Origin of the sequence: Pseudomonas fluorescens, from assembly GCF_902497745.1 — a bacterium.
GTDB classification, from domain to species: domain Bacteria; phylum Pseudomonadota; class Gammaproteobacteria; order Pseudomonadales; family Pseudomonadaceae; genus Aquipseudomonas; species Aquipseudomonas fluorescens_BM.
The window spans coordinates 347,332-366,518 of the sequence record NZ_CABVHJ010000001.1 but is presented as its reverse complement, the minus strand read 5'-3'; the positions used below and the strand labels follow the sequence as shown (position 1 = coordinate 366,518).

The window sequence follows — 19,187 nt, the reverse complement described above, 5'->3', positions numbered from 1 at the left end:
GATCAGTAACAAGGACCACTATCGACCGTCAAACGGCCACGAGGTTTAACGCGCGCGTGGTGGAACCGAGCGAGTGCGACCGCTGCCGTCGATGGCGACGAAGACGAAAACCGCTTCGGTCACTTTACGCCACTCGCTGGACAGCGGATCGTCGCTCCACACTTCGACCATCATCTGGATCGAGCTGCGGCCGATTTCCAGGGTCTGGGTATAGAAGGACAATTGCGCGCCGACAGCGACCGGCACCAGAAACGCCATGCGGTCAATGGCTACGGTCGCTACACGACCACCTGCCACGCGGCTGGCCATTGCGGTGCCGGCCAAATCCATCTGCGCTACCAGCCAGCCGCCGAAAATATCGCCAAAGCCGTTGGTTTCGCGCGGGAGTGCAGTGATTTGCAGGGCCAGGTCGCCTTGCGGGATCGGATCTTCTTGTTCGAGCTCTATCATGCCGGGGGTGCCTCTGACCCGTGACTCTTGTTGGTATTGCTGGTGGTAGCCGTCTTCGGGAAAAACGATTCAGCACCGAACATACTACGTTCGTCACGTTTTCCATAAGGCGCCTAAAGGAGAAACTCTGCGAAACCGGCTAATCCCGAGCAAAGGCCGGGCCAACGACGTTTTCGCACAGCAACCCCCTACAAACCGGAGCAGGTTGCGAGTATATCGGTCGGTAGACTCCGCGACGACCATCCGGTTCTGATTTCGACCGTCAAATACGCACCTCTATGTGCTTTTTCGAACAATTTGCTATGGTGCCGAACCTGCCCAAGCCACCGCCAGCGTTGTTGTGGCGGCAGATCCGACTATAAGAGAAGCCCTTGCCATGACCACAGCGCCTTCGAGCCTCGCGCAGCCCGAGCAACCCGCACGACCGTTGACCCGCAATGACTACAAGACTCTGTCGCTGTCCGCCCTCGGTGGTGCGCTGGAATTCTACGACTTCATCATCTTCGTGTTCTTCGCCACTGTGGTCGGCAAGCTGTTCTTCCCGGCCGACATGCCCGAGTGGCTGCGCCTGATGCAGACCTTCGGCATCTTCGCCGCCGGTTACCTCGCACGGCCGCTGGGCGGCATTGTCATGGCGCACTTCGGCGATCTGCTGGGGCGCAAGAAGATGTTCACCCTGAGCATTTTCATGATGGCCGTGCCGACCCTGATCATGGGTCTGCTGCCAACGTATGCGCAGATCGGCATGTGGGCGCCGATTCTTCTGCTATTGATGCGGGTAATTCAGGGCGCGGCGATTGGCGGGGAAGTGCCGGGCGCGTGGGTCTTCGTTTCCGAACACGTGCCGCAAAAGCATATGGGCTACGCCTGCGGCACCCTCACCAGCGGCCTGACCGCCGGTATTCTGCTCGGCTCGCTGGTCGCCACGGCGATCAACAGCATTTATACGCCGGCTGAGGTGTCCGATTACGCCTGGCGGATTCCATTCCTGCTGGGCGGTGTGTTCGGCCTGTTCTCGGTCTACCTGCGCCGTTGGCTGCACGAGACCCCGGTATTTGCCGAACTGCAACTGCGCAAAGCCTTGGCCGAAGAAGTGCCGCTGCGTGCGGTGCTGCGTGATCATCGCGGCGCGATTGCGATCTCGATGCTGCTGACCTGGCTGCTCTCCGCTGGCATCGTCGTGGTCATTCTGATGACCCCGACTGTGTTGCAAACGGTCTATCACTTCACGCCGACCGAGTCGCTGCAGTCGAACAGTCTGGCGATCGTGTTCCTGAGCATTGGCTGCGTTATCTCCGGCGCGTTGGCAGATCGCTTTGGCGCCGGCCGCGTGTTTGTGTTTGGTTGCCTGGGCTTGCTGGCCAGCTCCTGGACCTTCTATCACAGCCTCGCCGATCACCCGAACTGGCTGTTCCCGCTGTATGCGTTGACCGGTTTTCTGGTCGGCACCATTGGTGCGGTGCCGTATGTGATGGTTAAAGCGTTCCCGCCGGTGGTGCGTTTCAGCGGCTTGTCGTTCTCGTACAACGTGGCTTACGCGATCTTCGGCGGGTTGACGCCGATGGTGGTCAGCCTGTTGCTGAAAGAAAGCGCGATGGGGCCTGCCTACTATGTGGCGGTCCTGTGTGCGATGGGGATTCTGGTCGGGGCGTGGCTCTGGAAGAAGGGGCGCTGATCCTAAGATTCAGCCTATCAAAGGCTCTCGCCACCGTGAGAGCCTTGTTTCACACTCGCCAGTGGGGAGTCGAGCGCCATGCTCAAGCATGTGGGCCAAGGCATCGGCGGCGTGCGGCTTTCCAATAACCTGATGTTCAACCATCAGATCGAGTAGCCAAAGAGCGCCGTGGACCTCCAGTCCATCTCGTTGTGCCTGTCGCCGTAACTTGCCATCTCCTGTCAGCAACGGACGTCCTGTTTCTTGTGCCAGCAGATAACAAGACACGTCAGCCAGCGAGCTGTTGTTGTGCTCGACTTTCAGCTCGAAGAGTCTGATCACGCCAGATTCATCGAACGACTCGACACTCAACCCTCGATCAAGCAGTTCCTGATGGGAAAAATCTGCAAGCTCGTGCATGACAAAATCGGTGCAACAAAGGGTGAAGGGCAATCGAAACATCTGCTCCAGTAATCCGGCGTTTCTGAAGTCAATCCAGATATTCGTATCACTGATGAAGATCAGACTCATGCATTCTCCAGTGAGCCCAGGAAATTAGGATCTAATGCGCTCACTGGTTTACGCAACAGTTCGGCAGCCCGAGATTTGGTAATCAGTCCTTCTGCCAGAGCCCAGAAAGCCAGCGATTCAAATCGCAGTGGCGGCTTGCAAGGCAGCGGTTCAGGTTCTGATTTGCGCCAGCCATTGGCGCTGAACTGGAAGGTGAGGGATTTGTAGCCACTTTCGCTGAGTAGCTTCAGATCTTTCAGGCGTCTTAACGCAGCATGCATCGATATCCCGTATTGGCGCTTTGCAATCAGCAATTCTCGTGGATGAACTCTGGAGCGAGGATGGCTGCCGAAGTCACCGGTGACACTTTTCGCCGGGTAGAGAAAAGCGCCAGCGAATCGATGGCAGCAATTTTCCTTGTCCCTCTCCGGCATATCCTCGGGTAATGCCATGACCCAGTGGCCGAGTTCATGCGCGGCAGTGAACCTGATTCGTTCGCCTGGGCGATCGGCATTCAGTGCAATCAACACGTGCTCGCCGTTACCGGTGGCGGCGCAGGCCCCGTCGAAATCGTCCGGGCCGTTTAGCATGGCGACCTTTATGCTGTGCTCCTCCAACTGTTCGGTGAGATTGGCAATGGGATCGCTGCCAATTCCCCAGAACTGACGAAGTTGCTCTGCAGCGCGTTCGGCGTCCTCAAGGCAGGAAACGGGGATCATTTGTGCCGGAGTAGCTGGAGTGTGTATGTCGGCAGGATCGAAACACTCCTCAAGCGCGATGTAACGCTCAAGGTGCTCCCGAATTTTCTCTTCCACCTGTGCCTGGCGATATTTAGGCATTCGGGCCAGTTTTCGAAACTCCAGAGGCGCCAGCGCAATTGCTTCCACGCGGAAGAAATACTCAGGGCTGACCTGAAGCGCTCTGGCCAGTTGCAGCAGACGAGTTGAGTTAGGGGTACTCAACCCTTTCTCATATTTGCTCAAGGCTTGCTTGGTTATGTCGCCAAGCTCCATCGCCAAAGCCTCAAGGCTGAGGCCTTTTTGCAGACGTGCGCAGCGAATTCGATCGTTTATCATGGGGCCCTCTCGTGGTTGACAAGGCTATATTTATAAGATGATTTGTCAACCTGCAAAGCGTTTCCTTTTTTAAAGGTGATGCCCATGCTGGCCTTTCATCCAATTGTCATATTTCAGCCATAGAGTGTTCACACGGCCTGCTGATACTTGGCCCCGACTTAACACACCCTATCTGCTAGGAGTAAGGCATGAAACTGAAGCGTTTGATGGCGGCAATGACTTTTGTCGCTGCTGGCGTTGCGACTGCCAACGCGGTTGCCGCTGTTGACCCTGCTATCCCGAGCTACACCAAGACCACTGGTGTGTCGGGCAACCTGTCCAGCGTCGGCTCCGATACTCTGGCCAACCTCATGACCCTCTGGGCTGAGAACTACAAAAAAGAATACCCGAACGTCAACATCCAGATTCAGGCCGCTGGCTCCGCCACTGCGCCACCTGCACTGACTGAAGGCACCTCCAACCTGGGCCCGATGAGCCGCAAGATGAAGGACACCGAACTGGCGGCCTTCGAGCAGAAGTACGGCTACAAGCCAACCGCTATCCCGGTTGCCGTGGACGCCTTGGCGGTATTCGTACACAAGGACAACCCGATCCAGCACCTGACCATGGAACAGGTTGATGCGATCTTCTCGTCGACCCGTCTGTGCGGCGCCAAAGCCGACGTGAAAACCTGGGGCGACCTGGGCGTGACCGGCGACCTGGCCAACAAGCCAGTACAACTGTTCGGTCGTAACTCGGTATCCGGCACCTACGGCTACTTCAAGGAAGAAGCCCTGTGCAAAGGCGACTACAAACCAAACGTCAACGAACAACCAGGTTCGGCGTCGGTTGTGCAGTCGATCAGCTCCTCGCTGAACGGCATCGGTTACTCGGGCATCGGCTACAAAACCGCTAGCGTGAAAACCGTTGCGCTGTCGAAGAAGGGCAGCACTGACTTCATCGAAGACACCGAAGAAAACGCCCTGAACGGCAAATACCCGCTGTCGCGTTTCCTCTACGTGTACGTCAACAAAGCCCCGAACAAGCCTCTGGCTCCGCTGGAAGCTGAGTTCGTGAAACTGGTGCTGTCGAAGCAGGGCCAGGAAGTGGTAGTGAAAGACGGCTACATCCCACTGCCAGCCAAGGTTGCTGCAAAAGCACTGGCTGACCTGGGTCTGCAGGAAGGCGGCGCTGTCGCAAAGAAGTAACAAATTGAGTCCAGGGTGAACCCCACCGGACTCAGGTAAAAGGCCGGATCTGCTCGCAGGCCGGCCTTTTCCACACCTCAAATTTTTGATCCTCTGCCAGTCCCGCTGGCGGTGGATTTGCTGCGTCACTGCATTGTCATCTTTCTGTCATACAGGATCGCTAGGGTGAGCGCATGAATGATCTGGCCAATTCCCACATGACTACTAATCCTCCCAAGCGCATTGATTTCAATACGCCTGAGCTGCAACGCAAGCGCCGCATTCGCGCGCTCAAGGATCGCTTCACCCGCTGGTACGTCCTCGTTGGCGGTCTCGCGGTGCTGGCAGCCATCACCCTGATCTTCTTCTTCCTCGCCTACGTGGTTGCGCCGCTGTTTCAGGGTGCCGACCTGACCGCGAAAGACTCGATCACCCCGGCCTGGATGCAGGACGCCGGCAAGCCGCTGATGATTTCGCTCGAGGAGCAGAATCAGGTGGCCATGCGCGTTTCCGACAAGGGCCAAGCATTGTTCTTCGATATCGACAGTGGCGCTGAACTAAAGCGCGTCGATCTTCCGGTGCCTGCCGGTGCCACCGTGACCTCGATTGGTGAAGATCAGCCGGGCCATCCGCTGGTGGCCGTGGGCCTGTCCAACGGTCAGGCACTGGTGTTCCGTCACACCTATAAAGTCAGCTACCCCGATGGCAAGAAAACCATCAGCCCGGCCATCGAGTATCCATATGGTGAGGCACCGATCGCGCTGAACGAAGCCGGCGGTGCGCTGGAGCATGTCAGCCTCAACGCCACCGACACCACCCTGATGCTGGTCGGTTCAACCGGTTCGCAACTCAACGTGTTGTCGCTGACCAGCGAAGAAAACATGATGACCGGTGAAGTCACCAACGAGCAGAAGCGTATCGATCTGCCGCAGATGACTGAGCCGGTGAAAAACATCTTCGTCGACCCGCGCCAGCAGTGGCTGTACGTGGTCAACGGTCGCGCTCAGGCCGATGTGTTCAGCCTGCGCGACAAGAGCCTCAACGGTCGCTACAAACTGCTGGAAAACGCTGATGCTGAAGTCACCGCGACCACGCAACTGGTCGGTGGCATCTCGCTGATCGTCGGCGACTCGAAGGGTGGTCTGGCCCAATGGTTCATGGCCCGTGACACCGATGGTGAGTTGCGCCTGAAGCAGATCCGCACGTTCCAGATGGGCACCACGCCGATCGTTGAAATCTCCGCCGAAGAGCGTCGCAAAGGCTTCCTCGCGCTAGATGCCAGCGGCAAGCTCGGCGTGTTCCACAGCACCGCGCACCGCACTTTGCTGGTCGATCAAGTGGTGGAAGGCCAAGGCCTGTTCGGTCTGTCGCCGCGTGCCAACCGTGTGATCGTGGAAGCCGGCGGCAAGCTGCAACCGCTGCTGCTCGACAACCCGCACCCGGAAGTGTCGTGGAGCGCGCTGTGGAGCAAGGTCTGGTACGAGAACTACGACGAGCCTAAATACGTCTGGCAATCGACTGCGGCCAACACCGATTTCGAACCGAAACTAAGCCTGTCGCCACTGACCTTCGGCACCCTGAAAGCCGCGTTTTACGCGATGTTGCTGGCCGCTCCACTGGCCGTGGCTGCGGCGATCTACACCGCCTACTTCATGGCCCCGGGCATGCGCCGTAAGGTCAAACCGGTGATCGAGCTGATGGAAGCGATGCCGACGGTGATCCTCGGTTTCTTCGCTGGCCTGTTCCTCGCACCGTATGTTGAAGGGCATCTGCCGGGCATTTTCAGCCTGTTGATGCTGTTGCCGATCGGCATTCTGGTGGCCGGTTTCACCTTTAGCCGCTTGCCTGAATCGATCCGCCTGAAAGTCCCGGACGGTTGGGAAAGTGCGTTGCTGATTCCGGTGATTCTGTTTGTGGGCTGGCTGTCGCTGTACATGAGCCCGTTCATGGAGAACTGGTTCTTCGGCGGTGACATGCGCATGTGGATCTCCCACGACCTCGGCATCACTTACGATCAGCGCAACGCACTGGTGGTTGGTCTGGCCATGGGTTTTGCGGTGATCCCGAACATCTACTCGATCGCTGAAGACGCCGTGTTCAGCGTGCCGCGCGGCCTGACCCTCGGTTCGCTGGCGCTGGGTGCCACGCCGTGGCAGACCATGACCCGCGTGGTGATCCTGACTGCTAGTCCGGGGATCTTCTCGGCGCTGATGATCGGCATGGGTCGTGCGGTCGGCGAAACCATGATCGTGCTGATGGCCACCGGTAACACCCCGGTCATGGAAATGAACCTGTTCGAAGGCCTGCGCACCCTGGCCGCCAACGTCGCGGTGGAAATGCCCGAGTCGGAAGTCGGCGGCAGCCACTACCGCGTGCTGTTCCTCTCGGCGCTGGTGCTGCTGTTGTTCACCTTCGTCATGAACACCCTGGCAGAACTGATTCGTCAGCGTCTGCGCAAGAAATACTCGTCGCTTTAAGCAAAGGTAGAAGTCTGTGAAACAGAACTCCCTGAAAGGATGGTTCAAGAGCGGCGCCCCGGGCGTCTGGATCAGCGGTGGCGCGGTGTCCATCGCGGTCATCATGACCATTGGCCTGCTGGCGGTGATTGCCGTACGCGGTCTGGGTCACTTCTGGCCGGCGGACTTGGTCCACGCCAACTACGACGTACCGGGTCAGGCCAATCACCTGGTCGTCGGTGAAGTGGTACAGAAAGAAGAAGTGCCCCGTGCCCGTCTGAAGAGCGCCGGTTTGCCGGTGCCCGATGAAGGCCCGGAATTCATGACCCGCGAGCTGATCAAGGTCGGCAACCGTGACCTGAACGGCAACGACTTCACCTGGATCGTCGGCGAGTGGCTGACCAACCAGACCACGCCGCCAGAACTGATGGCGATCGAGCGTCGCGAGTGGGGCAACTTCTACGGCTACCTGGTCAACGTCAAACAGGACGGCAAGGTCATCGCCGAAGGCGAGGCTGCATGGCCTGAGCTGCAAGCGCGGATCAACCGGGTAAACGGTCTGGCGGCACAACTGAAGTCGCTGGAAAAAACCGACATCGGTGCAATCAACGCCGGACTGGAACGCATCCGTCTGCACGGTCGCAAACTGGAACTGGAAGGCAAGCTCGACGCCACCGCGCAAGCGGACATGGAGTCCGAGCGTGCCGAGCTGAATGCGCGTTATCAGGACATCGAAGCGCGTCTGGCCGATCTGCATGCGCAGTTCAACCGCGATGCCTTGACCGCTCGCGATGCCAACGGCAAAGAGATCGAAATCGGTCTGGGCAAAGTGGTTCACGCCTACCAGCCGAACGCGATGAACACCTTCACCAAGGTCGGCTTCTACTTCAGCAAGATCTGGGAGTTCCTTTCGGATGACCCGCGTGAAGCGAACACCGAAGGCGGGATTTTCCCGGCGATCTTCGGCACCGTGATGATGACGTTGATCATGGCGATGATCGTCACCCCGTTCGGCGTGCTGGCGGCGGTGTACCTGCGTGAATACGCCAAGCAGAACACTCTGACGCGGATTATCCGTATCGCGGTAAACAACCTTGCCGGTGTTCCGGCCATCGTTTACGGCGTGTTCGGTCTGGGCTTCTTTGTGTACGTGTTGGGTGGTTCGGTCGACCGCTTGTTCTTCCCCGAAGCACTGCCGGCACCGACCTTCGGTACGCCGGGGCTGCTCTGGGCTTCGTTGACCCTGGCGCTGCTGGCGGTGCCGGTGGTGATTGTGGCGACCGAGGAAGGTCTGGCGCGTATCCCGCGTACCGTGCGTGAAGGTTCGTTGGCCCTCGGCGCGACCAAGGCTGAAACCCTGTGGAAGATTGTCATTCCGATGGCCAGCCCGGCGATGATGACCGGCATGATTCTCGCCGTGGCTCGCGCCGCCGGTGAAGTGGCGCCGCTGATGCTGGTGGGTGTGGTGAAACTGGCGCCGTCGCTGCCGGTGGACGGCAACTACCCGTACCTGCACCTGGACCAGAAGATCATGCACTTGGGCTTCCACATCTATGACGTCGGCTTCCAGAGCCCGAACGTCGAAGCGGCGCGTCCGCTGGTGTACGCCACGGCGCTGTTGCTGGTGCTGGTGATCGCCACGTTGAACCTGTCGGCGGTGTATATCCGCAACCACCTGCGCGAAAAATACAAAGCACTGGATAGCTAAGGACGAGCGAACCCTGTGGGAGCGAGCTTGCTCGCGAAGCTTTTGGCGGCCTCAAGGGCCCCTTCGCGAACAAGCTCGCTCCCACATTGAACCGCGTCCACTGGAATATTGATGGAAGCTGCAACAAGCAGTGTTCCGAACCGAATTTGTTAGCACAGGGAGCCTCCCATGCAGCACGAAACACATAGCCACGGCATCAACATGTCCGCCCTGGGGCGCGACAAGCAGAGCCTGAATCTGGCGCAGGAAACCGTTGCCATCGAAGTGCCGGGCCTGAGCCTGTACTACGGTGAGAAACAAGCGCTGTTCGACGTCAGCATGAACATCCCGAAGCAGCGCGTGACCGCGTTCATCGGCCCGTCCGGCTGCGGTAAATCCACGCTGTTGCGCACCTTCAACCGCATGAACGACCTGGTTGACGGCTGCCGCGTAGAAGGCGCGATCAACCTCTACGGCAACAACATCTATCGCAAGGGCGAAGACGTTGCGGAGCTGCGTCGTCGCGTCGGCATGGTGTTCCAGAAACCCAACCCGTTCCCGAAAACAATCTACGAAAACGTGGTTTACGGCCTGCGCATTCAGGGCATCAACAAGAAGCGCGTCCTCGACGAAGCGGTCGAGTGGGCATTGAAAGGCGCGGCACTGTGGGACGAAGTCAAAGACCGTCTGCACGAGTCAGCCCTCGGTCTGTCCGGTGGTCAGCAGCAGCGTCTGGTCATCGCCCGTACCATCGCGGTTGAGCCGGAAGTGCTGCTGCTCGACGAACCGTGCTCGGCCCTCGACCCGATCTCGACGCTGAAAGTCGAAGAGCTGATCTACGAGCTGAAGTCCAAGTTCACCATCGTCATCGTGACCCACAACATGCAACAGGCCGCGCGGGTGTCCGACTACACGGCGTTCATGTACATGGGCAAACTGGTGGAATTCGGCGACACCGACACCCTGTTCACCAATCCGGCGAAAAAGCAGACCGAAGACTACATCACCGGTCGTTATGGCTGACAGTTGCGGGTTATTCACTGTATTGACGCTGCGGCCCACCGCACCTTACCGGACGCTCCAAGGACGCCAACATGATTAGTAAAGAAGGCCTTACCCATCACATCTCCGCGCAGTTCAACGCTGAGCTTGAGGAAGTGCGCAGCCACCTCCTGGCCATGGGCGGGCTGGTGGAGAAGCAGGTCAACGACGCGGTGACCGCGCTGATCGAGGCTGACTCCGGCCTGGCTCAGCAGGTGCGCGAGATCGACGACCAGATCAACCAAATGGAACGCAACATCGACGAAGAATGCCTGCGCATTCTTGCCCGTCGTCAACCGGCAGCGTCTGACCTGCGTTTGATCATCAGCATTTCCAAGTCGGTGATCGACCTGGAGCGCATTGGTGATGAAGCGACCAAGATCGCCCGCCGCGCTATTCAGCTGTGCGAAGAAGGCGAAGCGCCGCGCGGTTACGTCGAGGTTCGCCACATCGGCGACCAGGTGCGCAACATGGTTCGCGATGCACTGGACGCGTTCGCCCGTTTCGACGCCGATCTGGCGTTGTCGGTGGCGCAGTACGACAAGATCATCGACCGCGAATACAAGACCGCCCTGCGTGAGCTGGCCACCTACATGATGGAAGACCCGCGCTCTATCTCGCGGGTCTTGAGCATTATCTGGGTGCTGCGTTCGCTGGAGCGCATCGGCGACCACGCGCGCAATATCTCCGAATTGGTCATTTACCTGGTGCGCGGCACCGACGTGCGCCACATGGGCCTCAAGCGCATGAAGGAAGAAGTTGAAGGGACAAGCGGCGAAACCGCTAATGTTCCGGGCGATGCTGACGATAAGTAAGATTGCCTGAGAAAAGCGCCCGGCCCTTTGGCCGGGCGTTTTTGTTTGTGCTTTTCATGGGCAGATTCGATTAAAAAGCAGCACCCGCGAACGAAAAGTCCCGGCGTGACTGAAGAGTTTTGGCAATGTGCCATCAGCCAGCGTTATGCTTGCCGGGATTTTAATAGGGGTGTTGGATGAGCAAGATCAGTGTGTTGGTCGTGGACGATGCTTCGTTCATTCGTGACCTGGTGAAAAAGTGCCTGCGTAATTACTTCCCGGGGATCCGCACCGAGGACGCCGTCAACGGTAAAAAGGCTCAGGCCATGCTGGCCAGAGAGGCGTTCGATCTGGTCCTGTGCGACTGGGAAATGCCGGAAATGTCCGGTCTCGAGCTGCTGACCTGGTGCCGTGAGCAAGACAACCTCAAGACCATGCCGTTCGTCATGGTTACCAGCCGTGGCGACAAGGAAAACGTCGTGCAGGCGATTCAGGCCGGTGTTTCCGGTTACGTCAGCAAGCCGTTCACCAACGAGCAACTGCTCACCAAGGTCAAACAGGCGCTGAACAAGGTCGGCAAGCTCGACACCCTGATGAACAGCGCGCCGACCAAGATGAACTCGGCGTTTGGCAACGATTCCCTGAGCGCCTTGACCGGCGGCAAGCCTGCCGTGGTCGGCGGCGCGCCGGCAGCTGCTGCGGTCAATCCGTTCGCCAAACCGGTTGCTGCCGCGCCAGCGCCCGCTGCTGCGCCATCCCGTGGCTTGCTCAACAGCCCTCCGGTCAAGGCACCCGCCGCCGCGTCGGCACCGGCCAGCGGTCGCGGCCAGGGCCAATTGCGTCTGCCAAGCGGTACTCAGCAATGCGTGATCAAGGCTCTGAGCATCAAGGAAGCATTGTTGGTGGTGAAGCGCACCGACACCCTGCCGCAGATCCTCGACAGCGCCGTGCTCGATCTGGAGCAGGGCGACAACGCCGAAATCGCCCGCCTGAACGGCTATCTGCACGCCGTCGTCGCGTTTGAGCAGAAACCGGACAGCGAATGGCTGCAACTGACCTTCCGCTTTGTCGACCAGGATGCGCAGAAACTCGACTACATCTCCCGCCTGATCGCCCGTGGCACGGCGCAGAAGCACTTCGTTCCGGGCGCGTGATCTTCGTTGCCTGACAGTCCGCCTTCGCGAGCAGGCTCGCTCCCACCCTGGAATGCATTCCAAATGTGGGAGCGAGCCTGCTCGCGAAGGGGCCATCAAAAGCACCACCCATCTCCCGCTCCTGCCAATTTGAAACATCTGTCGACTAGCCTGGTCTGCTTCACCTGCTAGGCTCTTTTCCAGGCCTTCCTTTCGACAGACTTTTGCCCATGCTCGCGCGCCTGCTGTTTTTCTTTGGTCTATTGGTGGCCTCCACCTCGGCTGCGGCCATGACCATTTACAAATCCACCGATGCCAACGGCGTGGTCTCCTACAGCGACCGCCCGAGCAAAGGCGCGCAGGTGTTCGTCTTTCAGGACCGAATGGTCGAGCGCCTGGAGCGGCAGGTCTACCTCGACATCAAAAAGCAGAAGGGTGCCGACGTGGTCTTCGTGCGCAACGATCTGTATGCGCCGGTCGAGGTGGCGCTGGCGTTCACCGGGATGAGCAATGTGCGCGGCGCGCCGGCGCAAACCATCCGCCGGGTGCTGCCAGCGCGCAGCAATACGCGGCTGGCGTTGCTGACGGCGGTGTCCGGCAAGCAGCCGCTGGTGTATACGCCGCAATTTCACTATTCCCTCGGCGACCCTGGCGGAACCGCTCAGGGCTATCGCTATCCACTGCCATGGCGCGGCGGGCCGTTCCGCCTGAGTCAGGGCGCCAACGGCCAATACAGCCACTACGGGCCGAAGAACAAGTACGCGATGGATATCGCCATGCCGGTCGGCACGCCGATCATTGCTGCGCGGGCCGGGGTCGTGGTGAAAACCGAAAACGCACAGAGCGGACGCGGCAACGATGCTTCCGGCAACTTTGTGCGGGTGCTGCACGATGACGGCACGATGGGCGTGTACCTGCACCTCAAACAAGGTTCGGTGAGCGTGCGCGAAGGCCAGCGAGTGACGGTGGGCAGTCCGCTGGCGCTGTCAGGCAACACTGGCAACAGCAGTGGCCCGCATTTGCACTTTGTGGTGCAGCGCAATACCGGGGAAGGGTTGGTGTCGATTCCGTATCAGTTCAACCAGCCGCTGGGGGCGTTGCCCAACTTTGCGTTGGGCAAGCAGTAAGCTTCTAAAAGCAAAAGATCGCAGCCTGCGGCAGCTCCTACATGGGAATGCAATCCCTGTAGGAGCTGCCGCAGGCTGCGATCTTTTAGCAGGCAACGCGGTTTCCCGCATTGCACTCAATCCAGCATCAACACCTTCGCCAGCACAATCTTCGGCCCTTTCATCTTCTTGATGATGATCCGCAGGCCTTCGACTTCCAGCACTTCTTCCTCTTCCGGCACCCGTTTCAGGGTTTCGTAGACCAGCCCGGCGAGGGTTTCCGCTTCGATGTGATCAAGGTCGATGCCCAGCAGGCGTTCCACCTTGAACAGCGGCGTGTCACCACGCACCAAGAGCTTGCCCGGCTGATAGGCGAGGATCCCGCGCTCAGCTTTGCGGTGTTCGTCCTGAATGTCGCCAACCAGCACTTCCAGCACGTCTTCCATGGTCAGGTAGCCGATGATGTTGCCATCAGCCTCTTCGACCACGGCGAAGTGCGAGCCGCCCTTGCGGAACTGCTCCAGCAACTGCGACAGCGGCATATGGCGCGACACACGCTCCAGCGGGCGGGTCAGCTCAGCCAGGTTGAACGACTCGGGAATGTGGTCCAGCGCCGCCAGCTCCAGCAGCAGATCCTTGATGTGCAGCAGGCCGACGAACTCCTGGCGCTCGCTGTCGTACACCGGATAACGGCTGAACTTGTGGCGACGGAACATCGCCAGGATTTCTTTCAGCGGTGCGTTGAATTCCAGGGTGATCAGGTCTTCGCGGGAGTTGGCCCAGTCGACCACTTCCAGCTCGCCCATTTCCACCGCGGAAGCCAAAACACGCATGCCCTGATCGCTAGGATCCTGACCACGGCTGGAGTGCAGGATCAGCTTCAGTTCTTCGCGGCTGTAGTGGTGTTCGTGGTGCGGGCCGGGTTCGCCCTGGCCGGCGATGCGCAGAATCGCGTTGGCGCTGGCGTTGAGCAGGTAGATCGCCGGGTACATCGCCCAGTAGAACAGGTACAGCGGCACCGCCGTCCACAGCGACAGCAACTCCGGTTTGCGAATCGCCCACGACTTCGGGGCCAGCTCGCCGACGACGATGTGCAGGTAGGAAATGATGAAGAACGCGGTGAAGAACGACACGCCTTTGACGATCTCCGGCGACTGCACGCCGACCGCGCTCAGCAGCGGCTCGAGAATGTGTGCGAACGCCGGCTCACCGACCCAGCCGAGGCCGAGGGAGGCGAGGGTGATACCGAGCTGACAGGCCGAGAGGTACGCATCGAGCTGACTGTGTACGGTGCGCAGGATGTGCCCGCGCCAGCCGTTCTGATCGGCGATGGCCTCGACTCGGGTCGAGCGCAGTTTGACCATGGCGAATTCCGCCGCAACGAAAAAGCCGTTGAGCAAAACCAGGATCAGAGCGAAAAGGATCATGCCGAAGTCGGCGAAAATTGTAGCGAGGGACAAGCCAGGGGAAGGGTCCATGATGGAGTTTTGCGGGTTCCGTGTGATTCAAGAGAGAGAAAAATCGCGCCTGAAAGGCAGGCACAAGTCAGCCAATGTAGCGGCTGACCTGGCGATTGCCTAGTGCGACATTACTCAGCGGCGCTGATCGCCCGCGCCTGGGCAACCTGAGCCGGGGCAAAATGGCAGGTGAATGTGCTGCCGTGACCGGGCACGCTGCTGATCTCCATGCGCGCGCGATGGCGCAGCAACACGTGCTTGACGATGGCCAGACCCAGGCCGGTGCCGCCTGTGTTGGAGTTGCGGCTGGAGTCGACGCGGTAGAAGCGTTCGGTCAGGCGCGGCAAGTGTTTGCTGTCGATGCCGATCCCGGAATCCTGCACGCTCAGGTGCGCGCCCTGATCGTCGCCCCACCAGCGAATGCGGATGTTGCCCTCGGCCGGGGTGTACTTCACTGCGTTGAACACCAGATTGGAAAACGCGCTGCGCAACTCCGCCTCGCTGCCCTTGAGCAACAGGCTGGCATCGGCTTCCAGCGTTATGCGCTGGTTTTTTGATCCGGACAATTGCTGCGCATCGCTCTTGATCGATTGCAGCAGCGAGTCGACCTGCACCGGCTGGTTGTCCGACGGGTAATCGGTGGCCTCGAGTTTCGCCAGCAGCAACAAATCGTTGAGCAGCGTCTGCATACGCCCGCCCTGTTGCTGCATCTGCTGCAGGGCGCGGCTCCAGCGTGGGTTCACTTCCTCGACGTTGTCGAGCAGGGTTTCCAGATAGCCGCAGATCACTGTCAGTGGTGTGCGCAATTCGTGGGAGACGTTGGCGATGAAGTCTTTGCGCATCTGTTCCAGCTGATGGATACGCGTGACGTCGCGCACCAGCATCAAGTGCTCATTGTTGCCGTAGCGGGTCAGGTACAGCTGAATGCGCACGCGATCATTGGTCGGCGAAGGAATTTCCAGCGGCTCGGCGTAGCTGTCCTGCTCGAAGTATTCCTTGAAGCGCGGATGCCGGACCAGGTTGGTCACCGGTTGACCGCTGTCTTGTGGGGTCTTGAGGCCGAGCAACGTTTCGGCAGCGCGGTTCCACCATTCCAGGTTGCCGTCGCTGTCGAGCATGATTACCGCGTCTTTCAGCGCGGCGGTGGATTCCTGAACCCGGTCGATCACCGCTTGCAGGCGCCCGCGTACGCGTTGGTCGCGGCGTTGCAGGTGGTAGATGCTGTCGAACACCTCACCCCACAGGCCATAGCCGTCGGGCGGTGCTTCATCGGGTTGGTGCTGGCGCAGCCATTCGTGCAGCCGCAGCAATTGCTTGAGCGTCCAGCCCAGATAAATCCCCAGACCCGCCGCGAGGCTCCAGCCGTAATAGCCGGTGATCAGGCCGATCACCAGGCAGGCGGTGACCAGCAGCAGCATGTGGCGAATCAGGGTGCCATGCCAGTTTTGATTCACGGGAAATACGGTCCTTGTCAGCGAGTCTGGCGGTCGGCTCAGGCCTTGGTGGAAAACCGGTAGCCGGTGCCGCGCACGGTTTGTACCAGATTTTCGTAAGCGTCGCCGAGGGCCTTGCGCAGGCGGCGGATGTGCACGTCGACGGTACGTTCTTCAACGTAGACGTTGCCGCCCCAGACCTGATCCAGCAACTGGCCACGGGTGTAGGCGCGTTCCTGGTGGGTCATGAAGAATTGCAGCAGACGGTATTCGGTCGGGCCCATCTCGGCGGGTTTGCCGTCGATGGTCACGCGGTGGCTGATCGGGTCGAGCAGCAGGCCACCGACTTCGATCGGCGCCTCGCCGTCGGTCGGGCCGGCGCGGCGCAGCACGGCTTTGAGGCGTGCGACCAGTTCGCGTGGGGAAAACGGTTTGGTGATGTAGTCGTCGGCGCCGACTTCCAAGCCCTGGATCTTGTTGTCCTCTTCGCCCTTGGCGGTGAGCATGATGATCGGGATGTCCCCGGTCAGCTCGTCACGCTTGAGGCGGCGGGCCAGCTCGATGCCGGAGGTGCCGGGCAGCATCCAGTCGAGCAGGATCAGGTCCGGCTTGCGGTCGACAATGATGGCGTGCGCCTGCTGCGAGTTCTCCGCCTCGAGGCAGTCATAGCCGGCCATTTCCAACGCAACGGCGATCATTTCGCGAATGGGCGCTTCGTCGTCGACGATCAGAATGCTCCTGCCAACCATGCCTTAATCCTCTTGTCATTTAACTGTCTTGCGCCGCATTAGATAACGGAATTATTGCAGTCGTGTGACAGTATTTTAGTCCGGCGGCGATTGTGCAAATCCTCAACTAAGCTCTAAGTCCGAATCCTGACAACCACAAAAGAAGGTTTCCATGACTCAAATGACTGTTTCTTTCAAAGCCCTGCTGATGGCTGCCGCCCTGGCATTGCCGGGACTGGCCATGGCTGCCGATCCGGCGATGGAGAAGGACGGTATGTACACCGATAACAAGGGAATGACCCTGTATACCTTCGCCAAAGACTCCGCCGGCAAATCCGCGTGTAACGACAAATGCGCTGCGAATTGGCCACCGTTGAAGGCTGAGACCGGCGATAAGTCGATGGGCGACTGGACCGTGATTAAGCGTGACGACGGCTCGATGCAGTGGGCTTACCAAGGCATGCCGCTATACACCTTCGTGATGGACAAGAAGGCCGGTGACATGACCGGTGACGGCAAAATGGACGGCGCCTGGAAAGTCGCCAAAGCCAAATAAACGCAAATCCCCCTGTGGGAGCGAGCCTGCTCGCGAAGGCGGTGTGTCAGTTAACGCAATGGCTGACTGACACGACGCATTCGCGAGCAGGCTCGCTCCCACAGTTGTGAATCCTCAGCGCAGTGCGTAATCCAGCACGATCCCGACGAAAATCGCCAAACCGGCCCAGTGGTTGTGCAAAAACGCCTTGAAACAACGCATGCGGTCACGATCGCGGGTGTACCAGAACTCCCACGCATAACAGCCAGCAGCCACCAGCAAGCCGAGATGGAACCAGACGCCCAGCTCGAACTTCGAACCGGCCAGCAACAGGCAACCCAATGACAACGCCTGCAAGCTCAGGATGATCACCCGATCCGCCTCGCCAAACAGAATCGCCGTGGATTTCACGCCAATCTTCAAATCGTCATCGCGATCGGTCATCGCGTAATAGGTGTCGTAACCGACCGTCCACAGCAGATTGGCGATCCACAGCAGCCACGCCGCCGCTGGCAGCTCTCCCGTCTCGGCAGTGAACGCCATCGGCATGCCCCAAGAGAACGCTGCGCCCAGCACCACTTGCGGGTAATAGGTGTAGCGCTTCATGAACGGATAAGTGAACGCCAGCGCCAAACCGCCCAGCGACAACCAAATGGTCAGTGCGTTGGTGCACAGCACCAGCAGAAAGCTCACACCCATCAACAGCGCAAAGAACACCAGCGCTTCTTTCGAACTGATTCTGCCCGCAGCCAAAGGCCGTTGCGCGGTGCGTTTGACGTGGCCGTCGACCTTGCGATCGGCCCAGTCGTTGATCACGCAGCCACCCGCGCGGGTCAGGATCACGCCGAGGACAAAAATCACCACGTTGGCCAGCGACGGCGAGCCTTTGCCGGCAATCCACAACGCCCACAGGGTCGGCCATAGCAGCAGGTAAATGCCGATCGGCTTGTCCATCCGGGTCAACTGAATGAAATCCCAGGCGCGCGGGTTCAAGCGGTTCAGGGACTTGAGCAGGCTCTGATACATCAGCAGTTCTCCGGATGGGCGCGGGCGGCATTCCACAGGTTCGGCAGGAAGATTTCCGCAACCAGGACGCTGAGCGCGCCACGATCAAAGCGCGAACGACGGCCCCACAGCTCAGGCGCTTTTGCGTCTTGTGGCAGCCATTGTTCAGGGTAGTGGCAAACTTCGATGGCGCGGCGCTGGAACGCATGATCGCAAAACAGCAACTCGCCCAGCGAACGGCTGCCGAGTTCGTCCATGTGCAAACCGTCGCCCTGCAAAGCGGCGCGTGAGGCGACGCTGCGGGCAAACACCCAAGCCTCGCCGTGACCGCGCAAATACACCTCGCGTACCCAGCCTTCGCTGCCCTCGGCCAGATCCAGCGCGGCGCATTCGTCAGCGCGCAGGGTGTCCCAGCCTTCGAACAGCGGCGTGACGCTGAAGCCATCGCTGGACAGCCGGGTCAGGCGGCGGGTGAGCGAGCCTTCGTCGAACAGCCAGTCGAGGGTCAACGAATCGGGGAGGGGCGTCAGTCGGCTTTGGGTCAGCCAGAGCGGGGTCGGGCAGGCATTTGTATGTTGCACAATGAGTCATTATTGGCCGCAAATGAGGCGGCGAGCTTACCATGGCGAGCTGCGCTATTGATTGATCCGGGGCGCCATTGCGCCGAACAGGCTTGCATCTGCCCGGCACCATCAGTACAAAACGCCCTGAGCCGGATGGCAGCGCAACTCCATCGACCGTCCGCGCCGGCACCAAGCCTGAACCCTGAGGAAGTACCTGAATGAAAAAGTGGCAATGCATCGTCTGTGGCCTGATCTACAACGAAGCCGACGGTTGGCCGGATGACGGCATTGCGCCGGGCACCCTGTGGCAGGACGTACCGGAAGACTGGCTGTGCCCGGACTGCGGCGTCGGCAAGATGGACTTCGAAATGATCGAAATCAACTAAGCACAAT

The 19,187-nt window shown here is 59.6% G+C and carries 18 protein-coding genes; 10 read left to right on the top strand and 8 right to left on the bottom strand.

The features are described from left to right. Nucleotides 1–45 precede the first annotated feature (45 nt). Nucleotides 46–450: an acyl-CoA thioesterase gene (locus F8N44_RS01765; protein ID WP_003229628.1), complete on the bottom strand. Its 405-nt coding sequence runs from the start codon at nt 448–450 to the stop codon at nt 46–48. Between the two features lie 376 nt (nt 451–826). On the opposite strand from F8N44_RS01765, the gene F8N44_RS01760 reads away from it, so the two are divergent. After that, complete coding sequence (locus tag F8N44_RS01760; RefSeq protein WP_150649066.1) at nt 827–2,125, top strand: MFS transporter; 1,299 nt, start codon at nt 827–829, stop codon at nt 2,123–2,125. Between the two features lie 9 nt (nt 2,126–2,134). Here F8N44_RS01760 and F8N44_RS01755 read toward each other — a convergent pair whose 3' ends face one another. Next, complete coding sequence (locus F8N44_RS01755; RefSeq protein ID WP_150649065.1) at nt 2,135–2,635, bottom strand: type II toxin-antitoxin system VapC family toxin; 501 nt, start codon at nt 2,633–2,635, stop codon at nt 2,135–2,137. After that, on the bottom strand, nt 2,632–3,690 hold the full coding sequence (locus F8N44_RS01750) for a helix-turn-helix domain-containing protein (RefSeq protein ID WP_150649064.1): 1,059 nt from the start codon (nt 3,688–3,690) through the stop codon (nt 2,632–2,634). The genes F8N44_RS01755 and F8N44_RS01750 overlap by 4 nt, the downstream gene beginning before the upstream one ends. 188 nt (nt 3,691–3,878) lie before the next feature. Here F8N44_RS01750 and F8N44_RS01745 point away from each other — a divergent pair, with 188 nt between their 5' ends. The 7 genes from F8N44_RS01745 (at nt 3,879) to F8N44_RS01715 (ending at nt 13,094) form a co-directional block, all read left to right on the top strand. After that, entirely contained in the window at nt 3,879–4,877 is a 999-nt protein-coding gene (locus F8N44_RS01745) for a phosphate ABC transporter substrate-binding protein PstS (protein ID WP_150649063.1), read from the top strand. Between the two features lie 422 nt (nt 4,878–5,299). Then, nucleotides 5,300–7,333 carry an ABC transporter permease subunit gene (locus F8N44_RS01740; RefSeq protein WP_180988182.1) on the top strand — a complete coding sequence of 678 codons (2,034 nt, stop codon included), beginning with the start codon at nt 5,300–5,302 and terminating at the stop codon, nt 7,331–7,333. A gap of 16 nt (nt 7,334–7,349) precedes the next feature. Further along, nucleotides 7,350–9,020, top strand: coding sequence for a phosphate ABC transporter permease PstA (gene pstA, locus F8N44_RS01735; protein ID WP_108224949.1), 1,671 nt, complete (start codon nt 7,350–7,352; stop codon nt 9,018–9,020). Between the two features lie 168 nt (nt 9,021–9,188). Then, entirely contained in the window at nt 9,189–10,022 is an 834-nt protein-coding gene (pstB, locus tag F8N44_RS01730; protein WP_007920249.1) for a phosphate ABC transporter ATP-binding protein PstB, read from the top strand. Nucleotides 10,023–10,093: 71 nt separating this feature from the next. Then, nucleotides 10,094–10,855 carry a phosphate signaling complex protein PhoU gene (phoU, locus tag F8N44_RS01725; RefSeq protein WP_007954334.1) on the top strand — a complete coding sequence of 254 codons (762 nt, stop codon included), beginning with the start codon at nt 10,094–10,096 and terminating at the stop codon, nt 10,853–10,855. 176 nt (nt 10,856–11,031) lie between these two features. Next, entirely contained in the window at nt 11,032–11,988 is a 957-nt protein-coding gene (locus F8N44_RS01720; protein WP_150649061.1) for a response regulator, read from the top strand. Between the two features lie 209 nt (nt 11,989–12,197). After that, nucleotides 12,198–13,094: a peptidoglycan DD-metalloendopeptidase family protein gene (locus tag F8N44_RS01715; protein ID WP_150649060.1), complete on the top strand. Its 897-nt coding sequence runs from the start codon at nt 12,198–12,200 to the stop codon at nt 13,092–13,094. 116 nt (nt 13,095–13,210) lie between these two features. Here F8N44_RS01715 and F8N44_RS01710 read toward each other — a convergent pair whose 3' ends face one another. The 3 genes from F8N44_RS01710 to phoB all read right to left on the bottom strand — a co-directional run bounded on the left by F8N44_RS01710 (nt 13,211) and on the right by phoB (nt 16,712). Then, nucleotides 13,211–14,551, bottom strand: coding sequence for a hemolysin family protein (locus F8N44_RS01710; RefSeq protein WP_007920256.1), 1,341 nt, complete (start codon nt 14,549–14,551; stop codon nt 13,211–13,213). A 110-nt stretch (nt 14,552–14,661) separates the two neighbouring features. Beyond that, complete coding sequence (gene phoR / locus F8N44_RS01705) at nt 14,662–15,948, bottom strand: phosphate regulon sensor histidine kinase PhoR (protein ID WP_263597090.1); 1,287 nt, start codon at nt 15,946–15,948, stop codon at nt 14,662–14,664. A gap of 74 nt (nt 15,949–16,022) precedes the next feature. Beyond that, the gene (phoB, locus tag F8N44_RS01700; protein ID WP_007896474.1) at nt 16,023–16,712 is read right to left on the bottom strand and encodes a phosphate regulon transcriptional regulator PhoB; all 690 of its coding nucleotides are present in this window, start codon (nt 16,710–16,712) and stop codon (nt 16,023–16,025) included. 151 nt (nt 16,713–16,863) lie between these two features. Between phoB and F8N44_RS01695 the strand changes: the two genes are divergently transcribed. Then, nucleotides 16,864–17,247 carry a hypothetical protein gene (locus tag F8N44_RS01695; protein WP_150649058.1) on the top strand — a complete coding sequence of 128 codons (384 nt, stop codon included), beginning with the start codon at nt 16,864–16,866 and terminating at the stop codon, nt 17,245–17,247. 114 nt (nt 17,248–17,361) lie between these two features. Here F8N44_RS01695 and ubiA read toward each other — a convergent pair whose 3' ends face one another. Further along, nucleotides 17,362–18,252: a 4-hydroxybenzoate octaprenyltransferase gene (gene ubiA / locus F8N44_RS01690; RefSeq protein WP_150649057.1), complete on the bottom strand. Its 891-nt coding sequence runs from the start codon at nt 18,250–18,252 to the stop codon at nt 17,362–17,364. After that, entirely contained in the window at nt 18,252–18,812 is a 561-nt protein-coding gene (locus tag F8N44_RS01685; protein WP_150649056.1) for a chorismate--pyruvate lyase family protein, read from the bottom strand. Before F8N44_RS01685 ends, ubiA begins: the two co-directional genes overlap by 1 nt. A 200-nt stretch (nt 18,813–19,012) precedes the next feature. Here F8N44_RS01685 and F8N44_RS01680 point away from each other — a divergent pair, with 200 nt between their 5' ends. Further along, complete coding sequence (locus tag F8N44_RS01680) at nt 19,013–19,180, top strand: rubredoxin (RefSeq protein WP_003437744.1); 168 nt, start codon at nt 19,013–19,015, stop codon at nt 19,178–19,180. The last annotated feature ends 7 nt before the right edge of the window (nt 19,181–19,187 follow it).

What these genes read in the sequence shown, in the direction of transcription:
- F8N44_RS01720 (WP_150649061.1), top strand. Translation starts at nt 11,032, where the DNA reads ATGAGCAAGATCAGTGTGTTGGTCGTGGACGATGCTTCGTTCATTCGT.
- F8N44_RS01740 (WP_180988182.1), top strand. Translation starts at nt 5,300, where the DNA reads ATGCAGGACGCCGGCAAGCCGCTGATGATTTCGCTCGAGGAGCAGAAT.
- F8N44_RS01765 (WP_003229628.1), bottom strand. Translation starts at nt 450, where the DNA reads ATGATAGAGCTCGAACAAGAAGATCCGATCCCGCAAGGCGACCTGGCC.
- pstB (WP_007920249.1), top strand. Translation starts at nt 9,189, where the DNA reads ATGCAGCACGAAACACATAGCCACGGCATCAACATGTCCGCCCTGGGG.
- F8N44_RS01760 (WP_150649066.1), top strand. Translation starts at nt 827, where the DNA reads ATGACCACAGCGCCTTCGAGCCTCGCGCAGCCCGAGCAACCCGCACGA.
- phoR (WP_263597090.1), bottom strand. Translation starts at nt 15,948, where the DNA reads ATGCTGCTGCTGGTCACCGCCTGCCTGGTGATCGGCCTGATCACCGGC.
- F8N44_RS01715 (WP_150649060.1), top strand. Translation starts at nt 12,198, where the DNA reads ATGCTCGCGCGCCTGCTGTTTTTCTTTGGTCTATTGGTGGCCTCCACC.
- F8N44_RS01750 (WP_150649064.1), bottom strand. Translation starts at nt 3,690, where the DNA reads ATGATAAACGATCGAATTCGCTGCGCACGTCTGCAAAAAGGCCTCAGC.
- F8N44_RS01680 (WP_003437744.1), top strand. Translation starts at nt 19,013, where the DNA reads ATGAAAAAGTGGCAATGCATCGTCTGTGGCCTGATCTACAACGAAGCC.
- F8N44_RS01695 (WP_150649058.1), top strand. Translation starts at nt 16,864, where the DNA reads ATGACTCAAATGACTGTTTCTTTCAAAGCCCTGCTGATGGCTGCCGCC.
- ubiA (WP_150649057.1), bottom strand. Translation starts at nt 18,252, where the DNA reads ATGTATCAGAGCCTGCTCAAGTCCCTGAACCGCTTGAACCCGCGCGCC.
- phoB (WP_007896474.1), bottom strand. Translation starts at nt 16,712, where the DNA reads ATGGTTGGCAGGAGCATTCTGATCGTCGACGACGAAGCGCCCATTCGC.
- F8N44_RS01755 (WP_150649065.1), bottom strand. Translation starts at nt 2,635, where the DNA reads ATGAGTCTGATCTTCATCAGTGATACGAATATCTGGATTGACTTCAGA.
- phoU (WP_007954334.1), top strand. Translation starts at nt 10,094, where the DNA reads ATGATTAGTAAAGAAGGCCTTACCCATCACATCTCCGCGCAGTTCAAC.
- F8N44_RS01745 (WP_150649063.1), top strand. Translation starts at nt 3,879, where the DNA reads ATGAAACTGAAGCGTTTGATGGCGGCAATGACTTTTGTCGCTGCTGGC.
- F8N44_RS01710 (WP_007920256.1), bottom strand. Translation starts at nt 14,551, where the DNA reads ATGGACCCTTCCCCTGGCTTGTCCCTCGCTACAATTTTCGCCGACTTC.